The organism is Phycisphaerae bacterium, from assembly GCA_024102815.1.
GTDB lineage: Bacteria > Planctomycetota > Phycisphaerae > UBA1845 > UBA1845 > JAGFJJ01.
Genome location: JAGFJJ010000063.1, coordinates 1 through 26,061, shown reverse-complemented (window position 1 = coordinate 26,061; position 26,061 = coordinate 1). Strand labels below are relative to the sequence as shown.

27 protein-coding genes are annotated in these 26,061 nt (G+C 59.6%); 17 read left to right on the top strand and 10 right to left on the bottom strand.

All coding sequences use genetic code 11. From position 1 onward, the window contains the following. Positions 1–487: 487 nt before the first annotated feature. Both J5J06_15535 and J5J06_15530 read left to right on the top strand, forming a co-directional pair. Positions 488–1,090: a hypothetical protein gene (locus J5J06_15535; GenBank protein MCO6438502.1), complete on the top strand. Its 603-nt coding sequence runs from the start codon at positions 488–490 to the stop codon at positions 1,088–1,090. Next, positions 1,087–3,216, top strand: a complete 2,130-nt coding sequence (locus J5J06_15530; protein MCO6438501.1) for an ATP-binding protein — start codon at positions 1,087–1,089, stop codon at positions 3,214–3,216. Before J5J06_15535 ends, J5J06_15530 begins: the two co-directional genes overlap by 4 nt. A gap of 21 nt (positions 3,217–3,237) precedes the next feature. Here the strand turns inward: J5J06_15530 and J5J06_15525 are convergent, their stop codons facing one another. Then, on the bottom strand, positions 3,238–3,570 hold the full coding sequence (locus J5J06_15525) for a hypothetical protein (GenBank protein ID MCO6438500.1): 333 nt from the start codon (positions 3,568–3,570) through the stop codon (positions 3,238–3,240). Continuing rightward, a complete protein-coding gene (locus J5J06_15520) occupies positions 3,567–4,655 on the bottom strand; it encodes a hypothetical protein (GenBank protein ID MCO6438499.1) in 1,089 nt (362 codons plus the stop codon). The genes J5J06_15525 and J5J06_15520 overlap by 4 nt, the downstream gene beginning before the upstream one ends. A 383-nt stretch (positions 4,656–5,038) precedes the next feature. Here J5J06_15520 and J5J06_15515 point away from each other — a divergent pair, with 383 nt between their 5' ends. After that, positions 5,039–6,286, top strand: a complete 1,248-nt coding sequence (locus J5J06_15515; protein MCO6438498.1) for an AAA family ATPase — start codon at positions 5,039–5,041, stop codon at positions 6,284–6,286. 38 nt (positions 6,287–6,324) lie between these two features. Here the strand turns inward: J5J06_15515 and J5J06_15510 are convergent, their stop codons facing one another. The 7 genes from J5J06_15510 to J5J06_15480 form a co-directional block, all read right to left on the bottom strand. Further along, positions 6,325–6,552 (bottom strand): hypothetical protein, encoded by a 228-nt coding sequence (locus tag J5J06_15510; GenBank protein MCO6438497.1) that lies wholly within the window; start codon positions 6,550–6,552, stop codon positions 6,325–6,327. A 22-nt stretch (positions 6,553–6,574) separates the two neighbouring features. Next, on the bottom strand, positions 6,575–7,060 hold the full coding sequence (locus J5J06_15505; GenBank protein MCO6438496.1) for a hypothetical protein: 486 nt from the start codon (positions 7,058–7,060) through the stop codon (positions 6,575–6,577). Continuing rightward, the gene (locus J5J06_15500) at positions 7,044–7,601 is read right to left on the bottom strand and encodes a hypothetical protein (protein MCO6438495.1); all 558 of its coding nucleotides are present in this window, start codon (positions 7,599–7,601) and stop codon (positions 7,044–7,046) included. Before J5J06_15500 ends, J5J06_15505 begins: the two co-directional genes overlap by 17 nt. Positions 7,602–7,871: 270 nt before the next feature. Continuing rightward, positions 7,872–8,084, bottom strand: a complete 213-nt coding sequence (locus tag J5J06_15495) for a hypothetical protein (protein ID MCO6438494.1) — start codon at positions 8,082–8,084, stop codon at positions 7,872–7,874. A gap of 445 nt (positions 8,085–8,529) precedes the next feature. Then, positions 8,530–10,680 carry a serine/threonine protein kinase gene (locus J5J06_15490; protein MCO6438493.1) on the bottom strand — a complete coding sequence of 717 codons (2,151 nt, stop codon included), beginning with the start codon at positions 10,678–10,680 and terminating at the stop codon, positions 8,530–8,532. Continuing rightward, positions 10,643–11,185 carry a hypothetical protein gene (locus J5J06_15485; GenBank protein ID MCO6438492.1) on the bottom strand — a complete coding sequence of 181 codons (543 nt, stop codon included), beginning with the start codon at positions 11,183–11,185 and terminating at the stop codon, positions 10,643–10,645. Before J5J06_15485 ends, J5J06_15490 begins: the two co-directional genes overlap by 38 nt. Positions 11,186–11,188: 3 nt before the next feature. After that, positions 11,189–11,920 carry a sigma-70 family RNA polymerase sigma factor gene (locus tag J5J06_15480; GenBank protein ID MCO6438491.1) on the bottom strand — a complete coding sequence of 244 codons (732 nt, stop codon included), beginning with the start codon at positions 11,918–11,920 and terminating at the stop codon, positions 11,189–11,191. Between the two features lie 389 nt (positions 11,921–12,309). On the opposite strand from J5J06_15480, the gene J5J06_15475 reads away from it, so the two are divergent. The 11 genes from J5J06_15475 (at position 12,310) to J5J06_15425 (ending at position 23,544) form a co-directional block, all read left to right on the top strand. Then, a complete protein-coding gene (locus J5J06_15475) occupies positions 12,310–13,476 on the top strand; it encodes an AAA family ATPase (GenBank protein MCO6438490.1) in 1,167 nt (388 codons plus the stop codon). Then, positions 13,430–13,975 (top strand): hypothetical protein, encoded by a 546-nt coding sequence (locus tag J5J06_15470; protein MCO6438489.1) that lies wholly within the window; start codon positions 13,430–13,432, stop codon positions 13,973–13,975. The genes J5J06_15475 and J5J06_15470 overlap by 47 nt, the downstream gene beginning before the upstream one ends. Positions 13,976–14,073: 98 nt before the next feature. After that, the gene (locus J5J06_15465; GenBank protein ID MCO6438488.1) at positions 14,074–14,649 is read left to right on the top strand and encodes a hypothetical protein; all 576 of its coding nucleotides are present in this window, start codon (positions 14,074–14,076) and stop codon (positions 14,647–14,649) included. Between the two features lie 481 nt (positions 14,650–15,130). Beyond that, positions 15,131–15,514 carry a hypothetical protein gene (locus J5J06_15460; protein MCO6438487.1) on the top strand — a complete coding sequence of 128 codons (384 nt, stop codon included), beginning with the start codon at positions 15,131–15,133 and terminating at the stop codon, positions 15,512–15,514. A 17-nt stretch (positions 15,515–15,531) separates the two neighbouring features. After that, complete coding sequence (locus J5J06_15455) at positions 15,532–16,695, top strand: hypothetical protein (GenBank protein ID MCO6438486.1); 1,164 nt, start codon at positions 15,532–15,534, stop codon at positions 16,693–16,695. Between the two features lie 3 nt (positions 16,696–16,698). After that, positions 16,699–18,345 carry a hypothetical protein gene (locus tag J5J06_15450; GenBank protein ID MCO6438485.1) on the top strand — a complete coding sequence of 549 codons (1,647 nt, stop codon included), beginning with the start codon at positions 16,699–16,701 and terminating at the stop codon, positions 18,343–18,345. A gap of 2 nt (positions 18,346–18,347) precedes the next feature. Then, the gene (locus tag J5J06_15445) at positions 18,348–18,863 is read left to right on the top strand and encodes a hypothetical protein (GenBank protein ID MCO6438484.1); all 516 of its coding nucleotides are present in this window, start codon (positions 18,348–18,350) and stop codon (positions 18,861–18,863) included. Between the two features lies 1 nt (position 18,864). After that, complete coding sequence (locus J5J06_15440; GenBank protein MCO6438483.1) at positions 18,865–19,428, top strand: hypothetical protein; 564 nt, start codon at positions 18,865–18,867, stop codon at positions 19,426–19,428. A 230-nt stretch (positions 19,429–19,658) separates the two neighbouring features. Continuing rightward, positions 19,659–19,994, top strand: a complete 336-nt coding sequence (locus J5J06_15435; GenBank protein MCO6438482.1) for a hypothetical protein — start codon at positions 19,659–19,661, stop codon at positions 19,992–19,994. Between the two features lie 38 nt (positions 19,995–20,032). Further along, the gene (locus J5J06_15430) at positions 20,033–21,952 is read left to right on the top strand and encodes a WD40 repeat domain-containing protein (protein ID MCO6438481.1); all 1,920 of its coding nucleotides are present in this window, start codon (positions 20,033–20,035) and stop codon (positions 21,950–21,952) included. Next, the gene (locus tag J5J06_15425) at positions 21,949–23,544 is read left to right on the top strand and encodes a serine/threonine protein kinase (GenBank protein ID MCO6438480.1); all 1,596 of its coding nucleotides are present in this window, start codon (positions 21,949–21,951) and stop codon (positions 23,542–23,544) included. Before J5J06_15430 ends, J5J06_15425 begins: the two co-directional genes overlap by 4 nt. A gap of 47 nt (positions 23,545–23,591) precedes the next feature. Here J5J06_15425 and J5J06_15420 read toward each other — a convergent pair whose 3' ends face one another. Continuing rightward, a complete protein-coding gene (locus J5J06_15420; protein MCO6438479.1) occupies positions 23,592–23,996 on the bottom strand; it encodes a hypothetical protein in 405 nt (134 codons plus the stop codon). Positions 23,997–24,287: 291 nt separating this feature from the next. Between J5J06_15420 and J5J06_15415 the strand changes: the two genes are divergently transcribed. The 3 genes from J5J06_15415 to J5J06_15405 are packed head-to-tail and all read left to right on the top strand — an operon-like array spanning position 24,288 to position 25,976. Beyond that, positions 24,288–24,683, top strand: coding sequence for a hypothetical protein (locus tag J5J06_15415; protein MCO6438478.1), 396 nt, complete (start codon positions 24,288–24,290; stop codon positions 24,681–24,683). Further along, positions 24,676–25,368, top strand: coding sequence for a hypothetical protein (locus J5J06_15410; protein ID MCO6438477.1), 693 nt, complete (start codon positions 24,676–24,678; stop codon positions 25,366–25,368). The genes J5J06_15415 and J5J06_15410 overlap by 8 nt, the downstream gene beginning before the upstream one ends. 53 nt (positions 25,369–25,421) lie before the next feature. Beyond that, positions 25,422–25,976: a hypothetical protein gene (locus J5J06_15405; GenBank protein MCO6438476.1), complete on the top strand. Its 555-nt coding sequence runs from the start codon at positions 25,422–25,424 to the stop codon at positions 25,974–25,976. Positions 25,977–26,061: the final 85 nt, after the last annotated feature.

The following is a 26,061-nucleotide window of genomic DNA, read 5'->3' as shown; positions in this document are numbered from 1 at the left end:
CTGGCCCCAAAGCATGACCTCGTAATAGAACGCCCGTACACGGCGTCGGAGCGTTTCAACCGCCTGCGTCAGGTCAAACGCCCGTTGAATGATGTTCATCATTCGCAACCGGCTCCGGATCTGGCTCTGCGTCACTTGCGGTCGTTTCATCCTCATCTGGACCCATCATGCGCGGCTCGGCAGCCGACGGCTGTTGAAAACGTGGCGTAAACTTGCGATTGCATGCGCGACAACGGCGGATCTTCCTCAAACCCATGGTCTTGGTTTTTCGGAAACCTTTGGGCACGCTGTCGCTCGCCTGGCAAAAGGGGCACTTGAATGGCCTTCCCATGAATCATCACCTCACGGAGTGCGAGACCGGTACTTCTATATAAACCTTTGTCATCCCCGGCCCGTGAGGACTCGCGGCGGGACATTGACTCACGTTGTGCCTCGAAAACCGAAAAGCTTATAAGCGCGTGCGCGTTTACTACTCTCTGGTGATACCATGTACACAGGAAACGCGATCGAACCGGCCGGCGACCCGCTCGCCTATATGCCCTCCGTATACTATTTATATGGCCGGCCTCAGCGCACCCAACTGGAAGCCGCTCGCGTCCTTTACCCCCAGAAGGACGCCGGCTACCAGGTCTTCGATTTCTCACGCGACCATGGCGCATCTTCAATTGACCAACCGCCACACACGATCGAACAGCTCTTAACGCATGGCTACTTCGCCGTGCCGAAGGCAGAACCCGAATTGTCCCTCATCGAGGATCGCAAGCAGACGTCGTGGCTCGGGCTCGATGACGCGCTCACACAGATTCAGGACCGGCGCAAGATCTACGAGAAGAACATGCTTGAGTTGGAGTGGTCGAAGTGCTACGCGTTCAATGAACTCGCGCGGCACGGATGGGGCGCGTCAGAACAACAATATGCGCGATACCACCGGCGTTTACAGGAACTGCATTCCGAGCAGCGCGCCGAGAGAATCGCGTTCTGGAAGGACGTGTCCATGCTCAGGCGGTCGCTTCCCGAGGTCATCCAGCAGTACCTGTCAGCTTACCGAAAGATGGAGATTCTCGGCGACGATGGAGGTGATTCGGAATGATCTCTCGAATCCAAGACCTGTGCCGCAAACTCCGTCCCGTTCTCGGCCGACGGATCGATCGACTGTGGTCGGTCTACATGGCGGAATCCGATCCCGGAGGGCGCGCGGAAATCGAGCAGACCTTGGAGCTTCTGGCCGCGCGACACCTGGGCCATACCTTTGAACCCGATCGCTCGCCATTCCCGCCTCCAACCAAGTCCTTCGCAGCAGCCGGAGATGTCATGCTCGGCGCTGTCAGTTACGGCAAACGGACAATGTACCCGTTCAGCCTGAAAAGCGCCCGACTCAAGGAGCACATTCTGGTAGCCGGACGAAGCGGTTCCGGCAAAACGAACCTCACCTTTATTCTCATGCGCGGGATCATCGAGCGAGGCATCAGGGTCTTGGCTCTCGATTGGAAGCGCGGCTACCGTGATCTACTTTCACTCCATCCTGATCTTCGTGTCTATACGATCGGGCGCAACGTCGCGCCGTTACGATTCAATCCACTGATTCCGCCGCCCGGCTGCGAGCCGAACGTCTGGATCAAGCTCATCGTCGACGTCATCGCCTCCGCCTATTTCGGCGGCGAAGGCGTCATAAGCCTCTTGGTCGCCGGCATACACCGACTCTACCAGGACGGAGGCATATACTCGCGCTCGCCCAAACGTTGGCCGACAATTGCGGATCTGCTCGAATGGCTACGCAACGAGAAGCTCAGAGGCCGTGCGGCCATGTGGCAGGCGTCCGCCGAGCGAATCCTGCTAGCCATGACCTACGGCGAATTCGGCGCCGTCGTCAATACGCAGAACAACGATCATGTCCAAGAGCTTCTCAAGCACAACGTCGTGCTCGAGATGGACGGTCTGTCGAGTAACTCGGACCGGACCATGTTCTCGGAGGCACTCACGCTCTACTTGTACCGGTTCCGCCTCGCCAAGGGCCCACGAAGCCGGCTGACCAACCTGATCGTTCTCGAGGAGGCGCACAACCTCTTACTTCAACGCGGGGCCGAAGCACGCGAGTCCATCCTAGAGACGAGCATCAGGATGGTCCGGCAGTACGGTCTCGGTTACGTCTTCGTCGATCAATCAGCCTCACTGCTCAGCAAAGTCGCCTTTGCCAACTCTTATGCGACGATCGCCCTCAGCCAGAAACTGCGTAGTGACGTACAGGCGATTGCATCAGCCATGAATCTGACAGACGAACAGAAGCAGGCGTTAAACACGCTCCCCATCGGCACCGCGGCCGTCCGGCTAGCCGACGAACATCCCGAGCCGTTCCTAATACAAGTGCCCCGATGTCCCGTAAACGAAGGATCGGTAACTGACCAAGCCGTTAGCGAGCGTATGGCTGCCTATCACACCGATTCCGCGGCTACCGCAGCTTGGCCTGATTATCAAGGAGCGGTCACGCCGATTCCAGGCGCGGATAGGAATAGAATTGAAGAATCATCCCACCCACCATCCCCCGAGAATGAACCAAGGAAGATTCCGGACTCATCTCAGACGCCGGAATCTTCCCTTGCTAGGCAGGAAGACCAGCCACCCACACAGGAACCGGAGATGTCCCGCGAGGCCGTTCGGTTCCTTGCCGATGTCGCCGCGCGGCCACTATCGACGACAGTATCTCGCTACCAACGCCTTCACTTCTCCCGCCGGAAGGGAAACGCCATCCGGCAGGACCTTGACAAGGCCGGGCTTATTGAAGCCGTGGCCATCGCAACACGCTCCGGCCAGGTTGTGCTCTATCAACTTACCGACGCAGGCCGAGTGGTCTGCAATGATAACGGAATCGACGCCGGGCCCGCTCCACGCGTCAGCCTGGAACACCGGTATTGGGTCCGCAGGGTCGCCGATTACTTTGAAAACGACGGCTACGCCATCACGCACGAATACACGATCGAAGGAAACGGCGCCGTCGACCTTGTCGCTGAGCGTCGTGACGAGCGCGTCGCCGTTGAGGTCGAGACCGGCAAGTCCGACATTAGAACCAACATAATCAAGATTCGCAAAGCCGGATTCAGCCGACTTGTTCTGATGGCAACGTCACCTTCGGCAGTCAGTGCATGTAGGAGGGCGCTCGACGACCTTAGCCCCCAATCGTCACGAGAAGTTGAGTGTCTCACCTGGCTGGATATCTCATGAACCAGGAGCGTCCCATGCGGATCACTGTCGCGATCTTGGCGGAGCGAATACCTGATCCAGCTTTCCATAGGCCCTGGTCAGTCGGGCGATCAGGTCCTCATGATCATACGGCGGCATGTACCTCGTGCCGTCCGTTTGTGGGAGAGGAGTATCGTTCCTTGCTAATCGACCGCTCGCGTGAGCGCGGTACGCCAGACCAACGGAAGGCACGATTCCGAGCAGCAGCTCCGGGTGCCGACAGACGTAAGCCACGCCGTAACGATCCAGCATGTGCTCTGCGTTGAGATATGCAGCGCGGTCCGTGCCGGCACCGCGGAGTGCGCCCTGCTGAACGTACCGACCGTCGGGGTTCATCGGGAATCACCCTCCGAATATGCCTTTGCCAGATCCTCTGCGATGCTGGCTAACTTTCGCTCGGTACGGTTGATGATCTTGAAAAGTTTCTCGTTGTGCGCCTGGAGCTTCTCGGCGTCCTCCAGCAGCTCGGCAAGCTGGCGGTAGTCATACTTGGCGGTGGCCCGCTGCGCCTCCAGCGTGAGCTCCTTGATTCGGCGCTCGTATTCCGCCACCGCCGCATCCAGTCGTTCGAGTCTCTTGTCCAGATGCAATTCATGATAGCGCGCAGAGAGTTCGCGAGAGGCTTTCTTCCGCGCGGGCGCGGGCAGCTTTCTGACGATGTGGCGAAGCTCCTGGATCCGCGTGACATGCCCTTCGCGCACATGATGTGCCCGTTCTCGCAGCCGTGCGAGGCGCTGAGTGAGCCAGCCTTCTGCGGGAAGGACTCTGCGAAGTTGTTCGAGAATGTGCGGCCCTTGCTGAGGATGCTGGACGAACACGTCGGTCTCCTTGCGAAGCCCGAACAGGGCGCTCCCGATCCTCTCGCCGACACGACGATCTTCGTACAGATCGCGCATATCGTGACGCATCTCGGCCAACTCCGGTTGAACCGAAGGGGGAATGAAGTGACCAGGCGGTCCCCGCCCGTGCAGATGAACAAGAAAGGCGACGATCCCGACTAGCATTCCAACGATCGCCAGGGTCTGAACGATCTCCGCCGCAATGGGCCAGTCAAAGCCCAGAACCCATGCCACGAGTATGCTGGCGCCGAAGGCGATGCCCGCGCCCGCCCAGGATCCGCCGGTCTGACGAATGCCCTGAAACATGATCATGGCCAACAGGATGACGGCAAAACCTATCGCGATCGGCCCTAGGTTGCGTACCGACCAGCCGCGCTGGTGTTCCCACCACACCAAGCCGATGGCTAACGCAAGTCCGACGGCCGCCGACATCGCCACGGCAGGCCTCTGATGATCGAAGCGCTTGCCCAGTACCGCGTAGCAGAGCGCCGTGAAGAAAGTGAATGCGAGAACGAAGTCAGGAAGTAGTGATTCAGCGAAAGATCTGATTGGAAGGGTCGAGAGCGGGTTTGCGAAGCTCATGAGACCTACGTGGGAGGCCGCTTTTATATAGTTTGCGGTCCGTCATACGCGTGCGCCCTCCGGGTAGCCGCCCGCCGGTCGACATGCTTCTATTGATCGCTGTGGCGGCCAGGGCGCTAGATCTCGCGCCAGGGAGAGTGCCGTTCCACTGGAACCTATATTATATATGTATATATCTTCTACTTCTTACTACTACTACACAGAGACTACGCTTATAAACCTAACCCCGCTGGCCCAATGAGCAGTCACCACTCGTCAGCGGTAACGCGAAGCGGCACACGTTATGCCAGGCCCAGACGTTCCACTGGAACGCTACTCTGGGTGGCAAGCGAAGCATTTATATACCAGCTGTTCCACTGAACGCATGTGGAGGTGGTTTTCCAATGGAACCAGCAACCGTGCGCAACAAGATACTCAGCCAGATTCGGCACATGGCCAAGAGTGCAATCATCAAGAACCAGCGTTTTTTGGATGACGAGCAGCTCATCCGTTCCGAACAACTCGCCGTACTGGAGGAGATCTTCAACGCCAACGTGCGCGACGCGGAGATCCAGGAACTCAGCAGCCATTTCGCAGGCATCCTGCGCGGTGATCACCCGTGCCATCTCGCCATCTGGGGCAAGACAGGCACTGGCAAGACGCTCACGCTCAGTTTCTTTCTCAACCTGCTCGCCGAAATGGCCCGCGCCAAGAGCGTTCCTATGCGCCATGAACAGCTGGACGTGTCGACGCCGCGGCCGTGCTTTCGAGCGCTGAACGATCTTGCTTGCTTGCTCGGCGCGAGCAAGCGTTACAAGAAGGGCATCTCATTGGAGGAGCTGATGCTCCGAATCGAAGCGAAGCTGGCAGGCTATCACGGCTACCTGATCCTGTTCATCGATGAAGTCGACAACGTGCGGCGTGATCGCGACACTTTCCTGACCTTCCTGGTGCGCCGGCTTCCGCAGCGCATCAACGCCAAGCTCATCCTCGTTTTCGCATCGAACCGGCTCAACTGGCCGGACAATCTGGACCCGCGCGTCAAATCCTTCCTCAGACTCAATGAACTGATTTTCAAACCCTACGACGCCGTCGATCTCCAGCACATCCTGCGCATCCGTGTCGAAAAGGCTCTGTGCCCCAACAGCATCGAACCCGGGGTCATCGAAAAAATCGCAGCGATGGCGAGCCAGGACCACGGTGATGCCCGAAAAGCCGTTACGCTCCTGGCGCGAGGCGCCTATGTGGCTGAGAAGGCCGGCAGCCGCCTCACGATTGACATCGTCGATGCTGCGGCGGCCGAGCTCGACCGAGACCGTTATCTTACCCTCCTTCGATCGGCGCCTACCCAGCTGCAGGCCGCGATGGCCGCAGTGATCGAAGCCACGCGCCGGTCCAACGGATCCCCTATTGGGACCGGCGAAGCTTATGATGCTTACAAGCGGTTCTGCCGAGAGGTGGGAGTGCGCTGGATGACCGGGCGAGCCTTCGGGGACCTCCTCGCAGAGCTCGACATCTACTCCTTCATTCGCAGCCGCGTACTCTCCCGTGGTCGATACGGCCGCTCGCGCGAAATCACCATTGATTTGCCTCAGGAATTGGTGGAGAAAATCCACGGCGCCATCAACATGAACTTCGTCGTCCGCGGATGACCCAGCACGCGCCCATGCCAAGCAGGAGTACGGGCTCGTTATCGAACCCGTTCCTCCTCGATGACCTCGGCCACCTCATCCTTCGGCTCCTTGGCCTCTGATGGTTTCTCGATCATTGCCTCGAACGCCTTCTGCAGTACGTAAATCGCCAACGGTATCTCGTTTCTCGAGAAGCTCTGAGAACTCTGCCAGTTCCCCGCTGAGTCCTTGTAGCGCCTGTTCACCGACGCCTTCAGAATCGTGCCGGGCTGCCCGTTGAGCTGCACTCTGTTTTCCCATAGCGCGCCTTCAACCTGGCCCGCTCGGAATCGTTGTACCGGTTCGTTGTTTCTCATTTTGAATACCTCGTGGCCCACCGTCTTCCGCGGCGAGCCTCTTCGCACCCCGTAGAAGAGGCATCGATCGCGTCTGCTCTATCGCCAGCTCGATCTCTTGCTGAATCCCGTGGTCCACCATGAATTCATAAGCCTCCTTGAGCACGTTGATGGCCAATGGGATTTCTTGCCTTGAAAAAACACGTGAACTCTTCCAATACCCATCCTGATCCCGGTAGTAGCGTCTCACTACGGCGCTCAACGTGCTCCTGGGCGCACCATCGATCAACGTCACTTGTTGCCAGATCACGCTGGATACGTGGTCCGAATGAAATACTCGCATCGGTTGTTTCGTCTCCATATTCATCACCTCAAGACCCGCCGTCTGACGCGGCAGGCCTCTTCGCGCCAGCTTGAAGAGGCCCTGACGCACGCCAGAGAAACTATCCGTCCCCATCATCCTGAACCTTCCGATGCGCGGCGCGACGTAGCCCTTGTATTCTTCTTCGGAGCTTACTTGCCCGCAGATACCACCGGGCATACGACCACCGATTGAAGTCCTCGAAGTCGTCGAGATCCACATGATCCACCTGTATGAGCCTCAGTACTTCTGCTCGATCCTCGATGCTCAGTCGTTCTCCAACGATGCCGAGCATGCTCAAGGCGTCTCTGAGTTCCTCCTGAAGCTCGTGTGCCAAGCGAAACGTCGAAACGCACGCAGGTCTATGCCTGGCGAAATCGACGGTGCCGAACGGTCCCCAGTCAAGCTCGTTGTTCTCGTCGATATTCGGCCGGATTACAGGGCGACTCCTTCTGATCGGAATGGCCAGTATCGGACCCCACTCCTCGAGCAAGACCTGTCGCTCAAGCTCTGCAGGATCCGCCAACTCCTCGTCCTCCAGCCCTGGCACGCTACCGTATCCCGTATCGCGCTCCACCGTCAGCAGCGCCGACTCTGGTACCACCACTCCGTCTTCAATCCACACTTCGTCTGTTTTCATCTTGGACTCCTCCAGGCGCCCCGATCATGCGTCGGTTCGCTCGAAGGCCCGCGAACCGACCAGGATTGCGCTCACTCAGCTCAGTGCACGCCGGCGACGGGGCAAACCAGTCAAGCGGACTGCTCGATAAGCGTTTAGGGCTAAGGCTTTAGCCATGCCCGACCCACCGACTCGGTGGGAAAGCGCTTACGATGAGGGGTCTGCGTGGAGCCCCGTCGCAAGAGTTGCGTGCATTTCGCGCGAGAGACGGTCTGATTCGGGCATGGCCACTTACTGCCAGCGCTCGCCCGCAATACGCAACCGATCCATGAATGCCTCGGCCTCCGCCATCGCCGTGAGTTCCCGTCTCACCGCTTCCTGCTCGTCGAGAGGGAGAAGGTCATCCAGACCGAAACACCGGAGCAGTTCTTCATGCGTCGCCGACAGCCCCTTGCCCTCATTTCGTAGATACTCGACGATTGCCCTTAGCTTGTATGGATTCATTCTCAACGCCTCCGAACGATAACCGCTCCTCGGCGGTTCGCTCGATCTTGGGCGAACCGACGGGAGGCGAAGATGTCCAAGCGCGGCCAGCAGCGGCACCCTAGCTAGCTTTCCAGGCCCGTAGTCGTTCCCGATGTGTACGAGGTCGCGCATGAAACAGCAGTCAGCCCCTCGCCGCGCTCCTCGGCCAATCCCTGTTGGTCCATGATCCTGACCCTCGATGCCGGCGCAACCAAGATCCCTCCATCACAACCAATAGTCGCTTTTTGTTGCAATCGCTAACCTCGCTGATCACAGAGATTTACCGTTGCCGCGCCTGTATCAAAAAGTGCGCACGTGAAACCCGCTCAAGTCATTTTGTTGCAGGATTTGTGCGCGCGTCCGTGCGGCTATCTGAAGGTCGCTGCAGAACATGTTACTCCAGCAGCGGACGATGCGGAAACCGTCAGTCGCCGATGTACCTATGGTTGCGGATGACGGGAGTCCACACTTGGTGCCAGTGCGCGGCGGTGGTCGGGTCGGCGCCGGCGTCGGCGAGGATGACGTTTCGCAAGACCAGGTCGCGATCTACTTGCAGGATCGCGCCTTGCCAACCTCCAGGGGGCTCGTCGGCGCGTCGATCCGCGCAGACGTTGAACCATGGAGCCCCGTTCTCGACATCGGCGAGCACACGCTCGACGCATCCGATCGTCACGACTTGTTGGGCAGGCGGCATTACCGGGTCGGTTCCACCATCGGGAATGTAGACACTCTTGTTGGAAGGAGCGTTGAGAAAAGCGTAAGCGTAGGGATTGGCACCCTGTAAGTCCTCGGTTTCCGGGACGCGTGGAGGCCCGACGCCGTCCATCTTCCATGGGTCAAGCACCATTAGAGCCCTCACGCGCCCAAACGATGTCCGAGGCGCGTCCTCAGCCGCCCGGACCTTGTAAGGCCTCGACGCATACTCCGTGCCTGCTGCGTTGAAGCCATCCAGTTTGTTGTTTGCCCCCGTGACGACAAGCGCCGGATGGTCTGGCCCGAAGAATCCATCGACAACCTGCAAGCCGTTCAACTGGCCCAAATGCCAAAACGTGGAAAGAATGCCGCCCGTTCGTGGATCGAGGATCGTGACGCGAGATGGATACTCGTAGGCATCTGATGCAACAACGACTATCTCGTCGCCATCTTCACCGTCGAGGTTGGCTGTTGCTATTGCGGCGACTTTCCAGGCCTTTGGTGGACCACAATCCCGCCAGCGACGGCTCGAGGACACGTCCCAGCGATTCAACTCTTCTCCCTTGTCGTTGAACAGGAAAACATTATGACCCTCGACCGGTACACGCACGGCAGCCACAATTGCCTGCGTACCGGCGTTTCTCAGCGTGAGCTTGTCAACCACGACGCGTTGGGCGCTGGGTGGAAACGCGTGCAGCACTTCGGGGTCGCTTTGGGCTTCGCGCCATGCCAGGACCACGGTTGGGCGAGACTCGTCGACCTTAACGGTCTCAACGCCTCTCGTTTCAGATTCTGTGACGCTCGACAAAATGCTGACGATCGAGGCGAGCACAAGTATCCCAGCCGCCACCGGCAACCATCGTCGCCGGAGCAGCCGAGGTATTGAGCGCGTAGGGTCGGTCTTCGACAGATCGTGGACAATGCTGTCCATTCCCGCGTATCGCTTCTCAAGGTCCCGAGCCATCGCCCGTTCGACGATCTCGATCAAGCGGCGCGAGGCATCGGGGCGTAACTCGGAAATCGGCCTGGGCATCCCCCTTCGCACTTGTCTCACAATGTCCGCGCGCCATGCATCCGCGTCGGCCTCCTCGCTTACGTACGGAGGTTGACCCGCAAGCATCTCGTACATGGTCGCGCCGAAACTATAAATGTCCGCCGCAAACGCCTCCTCCTTACCGTTTATCATCTGCGGAGACATATACTGCGGGGTTCCTCCGCGCGATCGCTTGAGACTCCCCCCGGCGCTGTAATTGGTCGAAAAGTCTCGCGCTAAGCCAAAATCCGAGATACAAACCGACTCGCCGTCGTCCGTCATCAGTAAGTTGGCGGGCTTGATATCCCCGTGCTTGATGCCAAGCTTATGGGCATGTTGGATCGCCGTCGCAGCTTGCCAAGCGAACCGCACAAACGTCCGAACCGGAAGTCGGCCGTGCACTTTTATGAGTTGCGCGATGTTCCCACGCTTGAAGTACGGCATCACGATGAACGGCGTCGCTTCCGAAGGATGCGACACATCAAGCACCGGAACGATGAAACTATGGTCTAGGTGTTGAAGCGTCTGAATCTCGCGACTGAAATGGCTCGCGGCCTCAGTCTTCGCGAGGTCAAGTCGAACTGTCTTCAGCGCGACATAGCCCTCTTCCTGTTCCAGCACGTCTCGCGCGAGGAACACGACGCCCATGCCACCGCGGCCGATCTCACCATGCAACTCGTAGTCGCCGATCCGGGGGAGCTGTCCCGGCACCTTCGGTCGATCGACAAGACCCGAGCCGTAAAGGGCCTCCTCGGGTATGGCGGACACAACCACGTCCATTTCATCGGACGCGGAACGTGCGCCGCCTCCGTCAGTCTCCTTCTGAATGCGTTCCTTGCTCAGGCCCATCAGCGCCTCCGAGTTTGCCTAAAGCCTCACGCAAGATCGATGCCACGTCTGGGGAGATCCAAGACTGAGCCAGAACGGACGCAATGTTCTGGCGCACTTCCGCTTCGCTGAGTTTCGTGATCGATACCCCACAGCGCGTCAGGGCCGTCGCAATGCTCAGTACGTAAAGCAGCTTCGCAATTTCCCGCGGTAGCTCTGCGTCCGGGTGAGCCAAGTTTCGCTGTGCAAACTGCTTGATGATCCGGAGAAGCTCAATTGGCGGCATCGGGTGAGTAAAGACATCGCCGTAGCTTTTGACCAGCAGGTGTTCCGCATCACAGAGCAATGAGAGCCTGCGTGCGGACGCCGCCGACTGGCCACCTAGATCCGTCTGAAGGGGGGAGCGCCACTGATGATCGAGAATAGCGCTCAATTCTTCTGGATGCCACACTCGTTCTTTGTCGAAATCCGGATCAAAGAACGAAGCCACACTGTCCGCGTCACTATTCTTGGCCTGTCCAGCCATCGCTCACTCCTCGTCTTTATTGTCGGACGCAGGACCACCAGGTCGATCCCGTTTCAATGATTGCCAGAGATCGTCGCGCTCCGAAACAGTGTCCGCGCTTCCGGCATACTCAGAGAGTATTTCGTTAATCGTCGTCGCGAGCATCCGCTTGCCTAACGTCGCCGCTTTCTGCGCGACCGCCGGCGTCGCAAACCCACACTTCTTCACGAGCTCTGGGTACAGTACCATGGGCTTGCCCAGGAACGGCCGTAGGAATCGCGCTTTGAGGATCTCCCACGCTCCCCGTTGCCCGGCCGACGTTGACCACTCGCACTCGCGTTTGAGCCGTCGTAGCGCACGCCCCAATACTTGCCGGGCCCAGGCAACGTCGAACGCATCAGGCCCAGTGCCAAGTGGTTGATCGAAGCGTTCGTCCAGACCGTATGATTGGGGGCGCCTCTTTTTTTTCCGTAGGTTGTCGATGCAATAGCGATCGAGTGATTTCCTGAAATACGCCCGGAATCGCCTCCCCGGGCCGGGTTGATAGAGCCAGATCATGTTGCCGGTCACAAATTTCTCGACCAGGAAATCGCTGACGATGTCGTCAGCCTCGGTTCGGAGCGCACCGAACCTGCCCCGAACATATCTGCATGCCGCTGGGCGGTAGATTCGAAACAGCTCGCCCAGCGCTCTCGCTCCGGCTTCGCCACCGTGTCGGGCCTGGTCGAACAATGTTGCCGGTGTCGTATCGAACATATCGTCCTCACAGAGCTAATACGGTCGGATTCTACCGCGCCACCGCAGGTCCCGGAAACGGCGTTTGTTCGGGTGTCGATTCCACCCTGTGCGATACGGTTGGAGACCGAATCGCCCTCGAAATCGAGGCGCCCGCAGGACGGCGACGGGCCCACCTGGTGACTCCGGTGGCCGCCTCACGGCGGCCTGCTGTTCTGGGCCGATCGCTCGACGTACGAATAGTGAGGCGTTTGACGTCAATTCGAAGCACCCGACTAACCCCGCCGGAAGCGCGCCCTCAGGAATCTCCTCCTTTTCGGAAACAGGCCGGTGGCGCGAGGACCGTCCGACGTACAGCCCATCAGAGTGAAGCAGTCGCATTCATCAGCCAATACGGAGCAAACGAAATCATGAAAGGCCTCTATACTCCCGCGTCGGTCCGATCGAATCAGTCTTTTGACTTGTTGGCGACTGTCGGCGCCGCCGCACGGTCGCTTTACGGATCGAAGACCGTTGCGAGTGCTTCATCGCAACAAGCAAATTGGCTTGCCTCCATTCTGGCATCCAACGATCAGAGGCGTATCTACCTCAATGAGAAGCTGGCAAGCGACGTGTTCCTGCATGTCGCGATGAACCACGACCCCGTTTATGCCGACGCTATGCCCTTAATGCTCGGCGTGAACGGAGTATTCGGCTGCGGCAAGACTGTCAGCGTTCGCGAGACCCTTCTGAGGATCGGTTGTGAACTCATCGAGATCCACGCCGCCGAATTGGAGAGTCCGCACGCCGGCGCTCCTTCGCAGCTAATCCTCGCGAGATACGTCGAAGCATCCAAGCGTCAAATGGACACTGACCGTCCCCACGTAATCGTGATGGATGACGTTCACATGGCGCTCAGCGTCGGTCCGCGAACTACCAACACCATCAACACACAGTTGGTTCAGGCAGCCCTGATGAACATCTGCGATAACGCCCACCAAGTATCCGGTGTGCGCACTGAGCGTATTCCGATCATCACGACCGGAAACGACTACTCGGGAATCTACGGCGCACTAATACGGGCCGGGCGCATGCACGTCGTCAGCCACGAGTTGTCCGCCGAGGACCGAGCGCGAATCGCAATCCACATTCTCCGGGGTTTCATGGCTCCTAAGCAAGTGGTCGGCCTCGCGTTCGATCATCCGGATTGGGAGCTCGCCACGTTTCAGCAGCTCAAGGCCATGTTGCAGAGGCGTAGCTTCAATCGACGCCACGCGAACAAGCCGGCCGATCGGATTCTTCGCGACCTGATGTCGCAAGGTCCAATCGCTGGGTCGAATGGCATATGCCAAGAGGGTTGCACAAAAGAGGACATCGATGCGGCCGTCAAGGCCGTCGTGGACGAAGCTGCGTCGAAGCGGGATTTCACGCGTGCTGGGCACACGACCAAAGAACCCGAGAGAGGGTACAAGGAACCAATCAATGACAATGACACAGACCCTCACACAGACCGGACTCCGGCTTCAATTGGTGGCGCTGGAGATGCAAGGCATGATAGCAAGGAGCGTCAATTCCCGGATCCTGCACGACATTGTTGACTATTGCGTGCCCCAGCGTCTTTTGCGCTCCTTTACGATCTGGGCCCAGCGTGGCAACGACGGCCTCATGCGGCTCAACGTGCGAATCGATTACGACGAAAACGATCGCCAGATCGAGCTGACCGGCGATGGGCTTCCATCGGGCATCGCAGGATCCTGCGTCATCGAAAGCGGTGCCCCCGGAGTGGACGGGACGAACCGAGGGCGCTCTCATGTGTGCCTAAGCATCAACAAGGCGATTGATCTTTTCGTCAAGACCGCGAAGGACCGGGGGTTGTATCTCACGTGGGACGTGAGTTTCACAGACCGGCACGAGGAACTCTCCAAGAAGTTCGGCTTTAGCAGGGGAGGCGGCACCAACAAGTTCCGCGATCTGACAGTTGGCGCGCCATTGACGAAGTTCACGTGCTCGAGACTGGTGGAATTGGAAGTGACCGCGGCGATCGCTCCCGATACTCCGGATGACTCGGCCACTCATCCCAAAGAGTGCGACGAATGACGGGGGACCGACCAGCGTCAGGCGGGCCAAGCATGCCCGAAAAGGCGACGACGTATGCCAGCGGAGACCGCGCCCGGGCCTGACAAGAGGAGAATTCGATGATTGCAACGACAACCATGACGCAGGTGGGGCTTCGGCTGAAACTTCTCAGCCTCGAGATGCAGAGTCTCAACGACCGCAGCCTCAAGGACAAGTTGCTCAACGAGATCATCGCCTTTTGCGTGCCGCACAGGTACCTGCAGGGCTTTACCGTATGGGGCATGGATGGTGGCGATGCGCACATGCGGCTAAACGTGGAGATCGACTACGACGAACATGATCGCCAGGTCAAGATCCACGGTGATGGACTTCCTGAAGGAATCGAAGGCACGTACAGCGTTGGGTTGGCTCCACCCAGCAGCAACGGTCAGGGGCCTTCGCATCCGAAGACCTGTCCCTACATGGGAAAGGCGCTCGACCTGTACCTCAACCTGATCAAAGACCAAGGCTTGCGCCTTCATTGGACGGTCCGGTTCCGTGAGAATCGCGCCGAGATGTGCGAGAAGTTCGGCCTGTGCGCCGCGGTGATTCATGATTGCACAGGAACTGGGACGCCCAGCACGATCACCAGCGTCGACTTTCCCGAAATGACCATGACTGGATTTGTTAGTGAAAGGATTGTTCCGGCCGAGTAATGCGCACACGAGCGAGGGACCATTAGCGTCTGAAGCTCGAACAGCATGAAGGAAAAACCATGGATACCGATAACGCTGTGAAGCTTGTGAACATGTTGGAGCACCTGGCAGAGGACTTCCCATCGCAGCCAGAGTGGCTGGACTTAGCGGCTCGCGTACGGGAAGAAATGAACCTCACTGATCGGTCGCCGCGTGAAATCAAGCCTCCACGTCAGAAACCCGCTGCAGCTAGGGACGAGAAGTGTTTCGTCTGCGCGATCGAGCTGGCGGTGAGTGATACATCCATGTGTGCGGGTTGCGCGGACCTGTACAGTACGGTGAGCTCCCGAGTCGTGCGTGGTGCTTGCAGTTGCGGTCATCCCCCGACCGGCCGAAGGGCCTTCATTTACGGCAAGGGACGCACCGAACAGACACTCTGCGGGCCAAGCTGTGTAAAGGCTCATTTTCGAGAGGCGTTTCGGGTCTTCCTGGGAGAACGGGCATGAGATTCCCATCAGAGAACAGCGAGACGCTGAAACATGGCAACGAGGGCGATCCACGCTTTCAGCGCGTCGCGCATTTGGCCAGGCAGATCAAGGGCCTTTCTGAGCCTACCCGAACGACGATTCTGCACCTCGTGGAATTCAACAAAAGGCAGGCCCCGGCGCGCAACCAAGCTGCGCGAGTGGATGAGAGACGTGCGACGTCAACACAGGTATCCGAGTCGAACGGCTCTAATTTCGGACACCGTTGCGTGAGCGACCGCCTCAAACGTATCGAGCAACAGCTTAACGCAGTCTCCAAGACATACCGCGCGCTTAACAAGTTCACAGCTCACGGTGCTACAAGCGGTCCGGCGGACGCCGACGGCGAAACCATGCTGTAGATTCGAGTGCCCCAGCCATGGAAGAACTGTTCTGCTACAATGTTGCCGCGATTCCAGACGCCGGAGATCCGGTAAACCGGGCCATCGCCGCGGGGGATGTCATCCGGGGGATACGTGAATGTAACGAGCACTTGCTGCGCACTCTCGTTACCTATCCGCCTCGCGCGGCGACGCTGGCGTTCCGTTGGGTATTCTCTCCAGCACCGAGCCCTGCGGAACGGCAAGGGCGCCTGGCGATCATGCTCATCGTTCGCGCCCAGGACGCAAACCTGGCTCGAAACCTCCGAGTGCTTATCGAATGTTCGGATTTGAAAGCGTACTACGGGCTACGATCTGGGCAGCCCCGAAAGCCACCCGTGCGTTACGGCGCGAGTTGTGATATCACCCGGCCAGAGCGTTCGATTCGGCCCCTTCACTCGGTGGACCTAAACCCGGCGATTCCTCCACGGTATTATTCATGTCATACGTTCAATCCGAGGTCGACCAATGACTGTCTCTTGCTAGATCGCGTCTTGGACCGCATCGACGAACCCGTGATGCTCGAGGTGGCCCTGGAGCCCGTCGATCTTTCAGGCGAGAATCTCCTTCACACCCGCAGTATCGCACAGCTTCAGTCCGTGAATCGAACCCACGAGCTCGACGCCGAGGACGATCTACTCGCTGTCGACCCATTCGAGCCCGGCGCCTATCCTCGCAATGGCAACCTGACCGTCATTAAGCCCCTGCGCCGGCGCGATCCAATCGCTGACGACATCCTGCGCCAGCGACGTCGGTTTCACGAGACACTTGGCGCGCCGCATCTGCACTTTCACCTGCGAGCCTTCGCGCAGACCCGGGCGGTCGCGCAACTTATGGCTTCGGTCATTGCAGAATCGGCCTTCGAGGACGGCAGTTACGCGTTGTGGCCTTGTGAGCCAGACTCGGAGTGCTTTCCGCAGATGCTCGACGCGACCGAGCGCGGAGCGGTCTTCGCGCAGCCAACGTTAGACCGTGTGTTCGGCCAGCATGCCGCGCTCTACGGAGGGTTCGCCATGCTCGGCCACGTCGCCACTGTGGATGAGCTACTCAGCGCTTTTGCGATACCCGTAGCCGGGCGCGGCCAGTTGCGCTGCCTCCGCAAGAACACCGAACCGGCGCCCGTACCGTACGAGCACTTTCTGATCCTCGGACACGATGAGTGAATCATGACGCTTAAGATCGATCTAACCGAGAACTGCGTGCCTCGCGGTATCGACCTCGGAAACCTCTGCAAACACATGTTCGTCTGCGGGACGCCGGGAGGCGGTAAAACGACGGCTCTTCTGGCCATGCTTGTCCAGCTGTTCGATCGAGGTATCCCCTTCATCGTCATTGAGGCAGCAAAAACGGAGTATCGCCTGGTCAAGAGGCTGCGTAAGTGCGGCGAGCCGGCTGGCGAGGCGCTCGCCGAATGCCTTCAGATTCACACGCCGGGTGTCGAACGCCTGGCGCCGATGCGATTCAATCCACTGTGGCGGCCAGGCGGGGTCGATCTGGACGAGCACATTGACCAGCTTCTTCGCTGTTTCAAAGCCTCCATGCCGTTGTTCGATCCGCTTCCCGCGATCCTCGCCGAAGCCGTCGAGGCGGTTTACGAGCAGTATCCGGACGAGGAGCGCCCACCCACGATTGATGATTTGGTCGAAGCAGCGCGGCGCATTCTCACGAACAAAGGTTACTCCCAAACCGTGCAATCAGATTTTCACGCCGCACTTGAAGTCAGGCTGGGATTGCTCGCGCGCCGAACGGTCGGACGAAGCCTGCGCAGCAAAGAGTGCATCCCGGACGTCGCCCAGCTTTTGGCGTCCTTTTCAGTCATCGAGCTGGATCCCCTCGAGAGCGAAGTCAAGTGCCTGCTGACACTCTTCCTGCTCACCGCCATCCACCGACACATTCGCAAGCATCCACGAAGCGACGATACACGCAGCACCTATCCACGGCTGGTCATCGTGATCGAAGAGGCGCACAACATCGTGGGGCGCAGCACGGACACCCAGGCAAGTGAATGCCAAACCGATACCAAGGCGCACGCAACTGAACTCATCTGTCGGATGCTGGCCGAGTTCCGCGCGCTCGGCGTTGGCCTCATTCTGGTCGACCAATTTCCGTCGCTGATGGCGCCGCAGGTGATCAAAAGCACCGGCACCAAGCTGGCGTTCCGCCAGGTCGATCGCGAGGATCGAGAAACGCTCGCTGATACGATGCTGTTCGGCGATCTGGAGTACGAAGAAATCGCGCGGTTGCTGCCGGGGCAGGCATTCCTGTTCTCCGAGGGCTACCACCGCGCTCATCAAATCCGCACGCCCAACGTCGCCAAGCTGCTGAATCTCCCTTATCCCCCTGTTACGGAACGGCTGGCAGCACTCGTTGGCGACCAGCGTTGGTTCAGGGATGGCGCCATCCGACGCGCCGCTGACGTCCTGTCAAGATCTCGTTCAGCTCTCGATCGCTACCGGGAGCAGAAGGACCAGGCCTACAGGCAGGTCAAGGGGCTTCTCCGGCAGTGGCCCGCGCTCAATAGGATCACGAACGGCCCAACGCAGCTTGAAGCATGCCGCGATCTGGCGGCCAAGCTCCGGGGCGTGGGCGGCCGAATCACGGCGGCGTTCGAACGTCTCGAACGCGGGCCCCGCGCTGAGGTACAAGCGCTCATCGTCCCTTCCGGGAACCGCGGTGAGCAGCTCGAGAAGCTGAGGCAGACCCAGCTTCATGAGTTCGAACATGAGATCAACCCCGATACCAGCCGGCTGAGAGGTTTTATTGACCAGAGAGTGGCGCGGCTGACGCGCTGCGTATCTCAAGAGGAGGAATGATCATGGCCAGAGGTAACAGAAACAGCAGGAGTCGTGGAGACATCACCGAGACGGTCGAAAAGCACGACCAGGAATACAAAGAGAAAACCGAAGCGCTGGAGCGAGATGCTGAGGATCACCGTGTGGAATCTGAGGTGATCGATGGTATGGAGGCCGGCGGGACCAGCGAGGGCGTGGAGGAGGTGACAGCGTCTCTCCAGGAGGCGAAAGAAACAACAGAACAGGAGTTCGCCGACGATGGTGCTGCCCTCGAGCAGGCGCAAGGAGAGGGGGAGGAATTCGAGGGAGAATTGAAGGAACGCACCGAATCCGATGAGGGGGATCTCCAGAAGATCGGCGACGCCCGTCAGCAAGTGCACAGCGATTCGGCGACCAGCCGAATCGAGCAGGCTGAATCCGAAACGCGCGAAGACATCGAGTTTTTGCAGGGCGAAGAAGAGCGGAGCCGGCAATCGCGAGAAAACGCCCAACAACAGCATGAGCAACTGAAGCAAATCGTCCAAGGAACAGGAGGTTGACATGTACCGGGCGCCGAACATTAGCGGGGGCGATTTGATCACGCGGGCGCTGGAAGGTGCGGCCGAGCTGCGCAAGGACTTCGACATGCTTCCGGAAACCGATTCCGACGGGAATTCCGAATGCCCGGACGCGGAGGGGATGTTCTATCGCAAAGAGAGGACCGCCCAGTTTGTCCGCGATGATTTGGACAGCCTGAAACGGGACCTCAAATTCACCAATGATCAGATCGCCGAACGCGAGCGCAAGGTCGATGAACTTGCCCATGAACGAGACCGGCTCCACGGTGACCAAGCGCAGGACAAGTTTGCCGAGGCGGAACTCAAGCTGCTCGCGCATATTCGTGATCTCCAACACCGGCGCCGAGATCTTCTTGACGCCATTGCCGAGCTTGAGGCAACGCTCCGTGAGGCGGGGTCGCGCAAGTTCCCCGGTGGGGATCCGCGTGGACCGTTCGGACAGCGGGTTCACAGCGAACCACAGGTGCCGCGCCCCTTGGAGGAGATCACCAGAGGCAACGCCCAAGAGGAAGTCGATCGCATCCGGCGCATGGCAAAGGACAGGTAGGTTCAAGGAACACGCAAGGGAACAACACCTCCCTTGATACATGCGAGGATCACACTGTGCCCATTGAAGGTCAACGCCATATCGGCCCGCGTAATGTCCCCGTGATCAGGAACGGCGAAAGAACCACGGTCCATCCGAATCGGGTTAAACCCTACGATCTTGAATCCGCGGAGAAGTTGGTCACTCAGGTCCGGCGGACAATCGGCACCACCGGATACGAGCATCGTTCCATGCTTCAGGACCAGATCGACCACTTGTGCGAGTTCGCCCGGGCAGCCGACGAAGTCGTCGCCGCTTGTGATAGTGAGATTAGCCGACTCAAGAAGAGCCGGGATCAGCTTCACAGCAAAGCTCCGGCGGAACGATTCGACAGCGCACTATCCAAGCTGGAGATCGCCAAAAAACGGCATCTGCGCATGAGATCGCGGATTCACGAGACGGTGACAAGAGCGCGACATGCCTGGAGGCAATGGCGCGACAAAAGAGAGGGCCCTCCCGACGCCGCGGAGCGCGGAAGGCAAGCCGGGAACATCCGTCGAGAGATCAGCGAGCTCAACGGCAGGTAGCAGCGCTAGTCGAACTCGGGACAGGTGAGGATGTAATCGTGTTTGAGAGCCACTGGATCAAGAACCTGTTTCTGACGGCGGGCGGATCCACGCCCGCACTGTACTCCGTCGGAGCCGACTCTCAAATGGAAGCCGAAGAAGACCGGTGCCCGCTTCCTGCGAGCGCCTACGCGATCGATCTGAATCCAATTCAGGGAATCCTCGCGTGCGGAACTCGCGATGGTACGATCCACGTGTTTTCCGCCAGTCGTGACGGCGATGGCCAGGAACCGCCGCAACCGACGCGTATCTTGGCTGGTCGAGCTGTCACTTCCCTTTGCTTCGGGGCCAACGGCAGTCTTATAAGCGCCGACGAGAGCGGACGCGTCCTGCATTGGCGCGCAGAAGACAACGACGCAAGCCGGCCAGCCCGCTGGAGCCTCGGTGGTGAGGCCATCTACCTGCTGGGCTCAACCGGGGAACACGTCATAGGCGTTGGCGACGAGGGCCAGGTCCTGATATGGCGCGAGGGGGACGGATTGATTGAGGCTCGCCTGGCCGCCCCGGCCCCCGCACGCCCGATTGCCTTGGCCCGGCCCACGACATGGGCGTTGCACGATGGTGCGGTCGTGGCTTATCCGGCAAGGAATGGTCAACTCGTCGTGATTAGGGCCGACCCACCTTCGATCTATGTCACGACCGCTCATGAGGGGCCTTGGTACGCCGCCTTCCAGGTGGATGAACACCTTGCCACGCTCGGGCACGACGACGGACTCATCAGATTCTGGCACCTCGCCCCAAGCCGGCCCGAGTGCATCGACGAGCGCCCGGCTTTTCATAGTGCCATGGACGCCGAAGTGTTCGGCGCCGGTTCTGCTCAGGGTGTCGCCGTACTGTCCGATGGGCGGGCGGTCCGTTTTGCCATTTCGCAGGACTCCTTCACGCTTCTCCATGCTATCCCCGGGAAGGGCTTTCGTGCCGTAGTTGGTGCTTCCGCAAGTGCTCAACGCGCCTTCGAGATGGAGCAGAGGCGACTGCGCGCCAACGAGCTGCAGGATTGGATCGCAACGTCGATCGATTCTGAAGGTGACACGGACCTTCATGGAGCATTCGACGAACTTGATTCGCTCGGCGCCGAGGATGTATCCCTCGCGCTCAAGGCACACCAGGCGATGCGCGCTGGCGACCTTCTCCTGGAGCTCGAGCTACGCCACAGACTGGTGCGACTCCTCCCGCTCGACTCGCCAGATGCCCAGCCTTCTCACGAACGCTACATTGCCCTGCTGTTCGAGTTCGGGCAGTACGAACTGGCGCTCGAGGCCATCGACCAATCCACGCAGGCAACCACAGGCGGTGCCACTGGGAATTGCCCACCATGGCTCCATGCCACCACGAAGGCCATGAATGCCGGGCGGGAGGTTGTCTTCAGCGGCCCCGACCGAGCTGTGCCGGTCGATCAGATGATCGCCGCCGCGCAGCTCCTGGGCCGCCCGCTTGCCGGTCTATGGGAGCTGCACAGGTCAGGGCGCGCATGGATACCCGATGCGGTGGTTCAGTCTGCGCACCTTGCCTCCGCGATCGAGTACTGCAACCACGACACCTTTGGGTTTGACGTCCGGACGTGTGCGTCGCGTGTGCTGTGGGTTGAAAGCGGCGATGCACAGCCGATTGAAGCGGTGGTCGTTTCTCCCTACTGGGATAAGCCCTGCGAGCATTTCAAGGTCCTGCTGCGCACGACGCCGGCGGCAGGAGGTACCGAGATCACACGATCAATCCTACTGGCAGGCGGCGCAGTTCAAAGCGACCACGAAGGCCTCGTGTGCGGTTCCAGACTGCTCGAGAAGATGGCCATGCTGAGGGAAAAAGGTGGGCGCGCGGCATTCCTGGCTCCTGTTAACAAGTTGCTCCGCCGGACTCTGCAAGGTCTTCGAGGCGCCGCTGCCGCCCATAACTCGTTCAGTTTTGGAGGTGCGTTATGAAACAAGAGACCCTGATGACCGCGCCCGGTTCCCAGCGATTGGAGGGATCATCGACGAAGTCACGCGATGATCGCTTTCTGTCGTCGCCGCCGCAGCCGAGCCCGGGACCAATCCTCGCCCCCGAGACGCGGCTCGATCGCTTCACAATCGTTCGCCATGTGGCAAGCGGCCGGGGTACTCACGTGTACGAAGCTCATGATTCACTTCGGGCACACAACGTTGCTCTCAAGATCGTAGACCTGCAGCCGGAAGTCGCCGTGAAACTTGAGGCACGCTTGAGGAAGGAAACCAACATCAGCCAGCGCCTCGGAGGGCACCGTCATGTGCTTACGATTTTCGATACCCACCGCTGCCAATATCAGGGTCTCGATCTGCAGATGATCTCGACGGAGTTCGCCGACGGGGGCGATCTCCGAGAGTGGCTGGAAAATACGCATGACGACACGTTCACAAGGCGTGAAGCCGGCGTGCAACATGTCGTCGATGTTGCCTTCGGGCTGGCGGCTCTGCATCGTGCGGGTTTCGCTCACTTCGACCTGAAACCCGAGAACATGCTCTGCGTCAATGGAATCTGGAAGATCGGCGATCTCGACCAAGCAGCCTCTCCCTTCCATCACGTAGCGGAATGCGCCGGCGAGACCGGGTCAATCGGTCTGTGCCCGCGCGGGACACCGGGTTACGAGAGTCCCGAGCTTGCTGCGGGTGGACGTGCGAAAGTCGACACACGGGCAGATATCTATTCGCTGGGTGTCATACTTGGTGAAGTGCTCGGGCTGACTGGATTTCCATCGGCTCACCACCGATCCGAGGAAGGACTTCTCGTTGCTGGGGAATTGGTGCGGATTGTGGAACGATGTACCGCACCGGATCCCGGCGACCGATTCCAGGTGGTTGAGCACTTCGTCGAGGCCCTCGAGCTCGCCCGGCGGGGAGAGTCACGGCTCGCAAAGAGCGGCACGGTGCGAGAGCAGGAGAATCATTGGCGGCATGTTCGCCGTTGCCTGCACGACAATAGGACCCAAGATGCGCGGCGACTCTGTCAAATCCTCCTGAAGGGCTGTCCCCAGCACGCAGGCGCACGCGCTGTCATTGCCAACCTGGAACGTCAACGCCTCCAGGGGGTAAGCGCGGCTCGTGCCCTGAGTTCCGAGATCGACAATCTCCTCTTGACTGAGGCGTTCAACAAGCTTCGTGCCATCGTCGCCCTAACACCGGATGATCGAACGGTGATCGACCTCGTCGAGGGTATGGAGACACGGGTGGGTGCTTCCCTGGAGGCCCTTCTGGGGGCCTTCTCGCATCTAACCACGGGAGATTTCGATGCCGCACTCGGAGCATTTGAACAGGCCGCTGCGTACGACGCAGAGAGCCCATCCGCGCAGGAGGCCTGCGTCCTTGTTGGCGACCTTCGCCAGTCTCTGCGCCTCTCTCAGCGCCGTATCGACGCCGCGATCGGCAAGAAGGAATACGGAATTGCGTTGCAACTGGCGGAAACGCATCAGCACAGACTCGCTGCTACTGCTGCGCACGCACTGGGTCTTCGCGATGGCCTCGCCGCCTGCAATCAGGGGAAGAAGGCGAGTGTTTCATGACACACTCGGTGGAACATACCTCCGTAGACCTGACCGATTACGGCAAGTTATCTCTCGCTGAAGTCGTCGATCGGATCGCCGTAGAATCCGATCGCAGGGCACTGCGTGAGTTCCACCGCAATCGACCTATTTTCCGCGCCAAGGGCGGTCCGCCGGTGCTCTTTGCGACGTTTGTGACTGCCGTCCTCCACGGCCGGGCCGGGCGGCGCGGTCTCCCCGCCGAGCTGGCGGATCAGGCGTACGATCTGACCGTGGACAAATTCCTCCTGCTTCCGGCTGAGAACGGTCGCGAAACTGCCGGCCCGCTGAAACACGCCCCCATCGACTGCCGCTACTACTTCGGCATGCTGTTCCGTGCAGTCCACGCGTGGCGGAACGGGCACGAGACAGCCACCGAATTGGCCGTCGAAACGGCGGCGGCCCGGATCGTCCAGCGCCATGTGGTTCGTCACTGTTGGCTATCCGTGCTCGAGGCCAGGAGAAGGAGGCGTACGGGCCGCTCGCGGTACAGCTGGCAACTTGCAGCAGGATCGATCACCGTGTGGTTGCCGCAGTGGCTCAGTGGGAGGAGTCGACGGGCTTGGCTGGAGGCGAACATACCGTCGCCGGATCCGACGCGACCGAACGAGAAGGAGCGGGTCCAAACCCTGATTGATGAATACCTCGGCACAACTTGCTGTCGCCCATTTGACGAACAATGGCACCATCCCCCGACTGCTACGAACATCGAGGCTCAACTCGAAATGGCGGTCGAGGAGGAGATGGTATCACGAGGTCTTGCGAGCTTCGTCGCCGATGAGAAGGCGCTTCGAATGACGGAGCAACGCCCGGCGATCCGGCGTCTTGGTGTTGATGGGCTGCGCGCCCTCGTGTACCGGGTTTTCGACAACCTGACATCTGGTTGCGACAACGACGGTGCCGTAGCACAGGCGTTCGGGTTGAGTAAGGCAACCTTCAGCCGTTTCGCAGGCCAACGCTGGGCCACAAACGGCCAGCACCCACCTGACCTCTGGCTCAATGTCGCCAGGGCCCTGGCATGTTTCGCGCCGTTCAGAAACGCGGCACGTGCGGCGGGCCTCTCCAAAACTGTTGCATCCGTCATCGAAGCGCATGGTACGTGGGACAGCCACGATGAATGATGATCTGTTCTTCGTTCCGATCCTCGCCGAGGCAGTCGAGAGTGCGGCTCCGACCACCGCGCTGAAGCAGGCGTTTGAGACGATGCGTTTGAAGGTCTGTGCTCCGGAAACTTCGAACGGCCTGAGGCAATGGCGGGAGTTAGTGGAGGCCGCGACCGCCAAACTGGACGAGCACGAGCGGATGGCCATTGCGGACGCGGCCATTTGGATGGCCATAGCGCGTTTGTGTGGCGAAGATGAGGAAACTGAGGGCGCACACATTGGCCCGCGCCACGTGGGGCCTGCGGCTCGTGGACGCGAGGACCTCAACATGATGAGAACGCTGCGCGCAGTGGGGCGGCGACGCGGATCCACTTTCCTGGTGGTCCAGCGCGAGAGCCGGCCCGTTGCGTCGTGGTGCCTCGACCCGATGGACCGGACATCATTCGATGGCGTACGTCCGGGCATCTACTCGTTCAGGCTGGATACCGGACGGGTGTTGTGGTCAGGCGCCATCACGGAGACCGAACTCATCTGGGATAGTGCCTTCCCCAATCGTCCACTGCCCATGGCCGCCGATTCGACACTTTTCTCCACGACCCCCACAAAGACCATACCCCTGACGGTGGCGCCGATCGCGATTGCCGTATATCCAGGTATGGAAGCAGGCACGCTTCAGCTTGAGTCGCTCGACCCGACTGCCTGAAGCTGCCGGCGGCGGCGTCAAGTCGCTTAGACGCTCGAATCGAGGGTTTCTACATGGACCAAACTGACTGCCATATCGGTCGCGTCAGAATCGTTCTTGTCAGCCACCTGGCTGGCGGCCCAGTTGCGGTTCTTTCCGCGGTACACGCGCGCCTGCTTCCCCCTCGCATCTGCAAGCGCCTGGCAGTGTCCGGCCCCGTCTCCTTCACCCCTGACACTACGCTGCACTTGGAGAACACCGTTATTCCGGCCGTGGACCGGATCACCGACGCCCTTCAGCGGCCAGCCAGAAGCTTCAACCTTTCGGTAGTCAATCTGGGCGTGACTGCGGTCAGGGACTTGGGCATGCAGATTGAGGGCTTCTCGCTCGATGCGGCAGTAGCACTTGCCATGCTGTCCGCAAGCCTGCGGCTTCCAATCCGTCAGGACACCGTCGTCACGGGCCATATCGCTTCACCCAACGGCGACATACGCCCTGTGCGGAGTCTGGCGGAGAAGTTGAAAGCCGCAGAATCTGCAGTTGAAATCAGCCGTTTTCTGTATCCATCGCTCGATGAGGACAGTTCGCTAGCCCGGATATTTCATGAGTTGACGTTGATTCGCGCATAAGGAAGGCCTTCGAACCTGGTATGATAGGGTTTGCTCCAACGCAATCATGCCGAGGCACGGAGGCCGTTCGTGACAGAGTGTAACC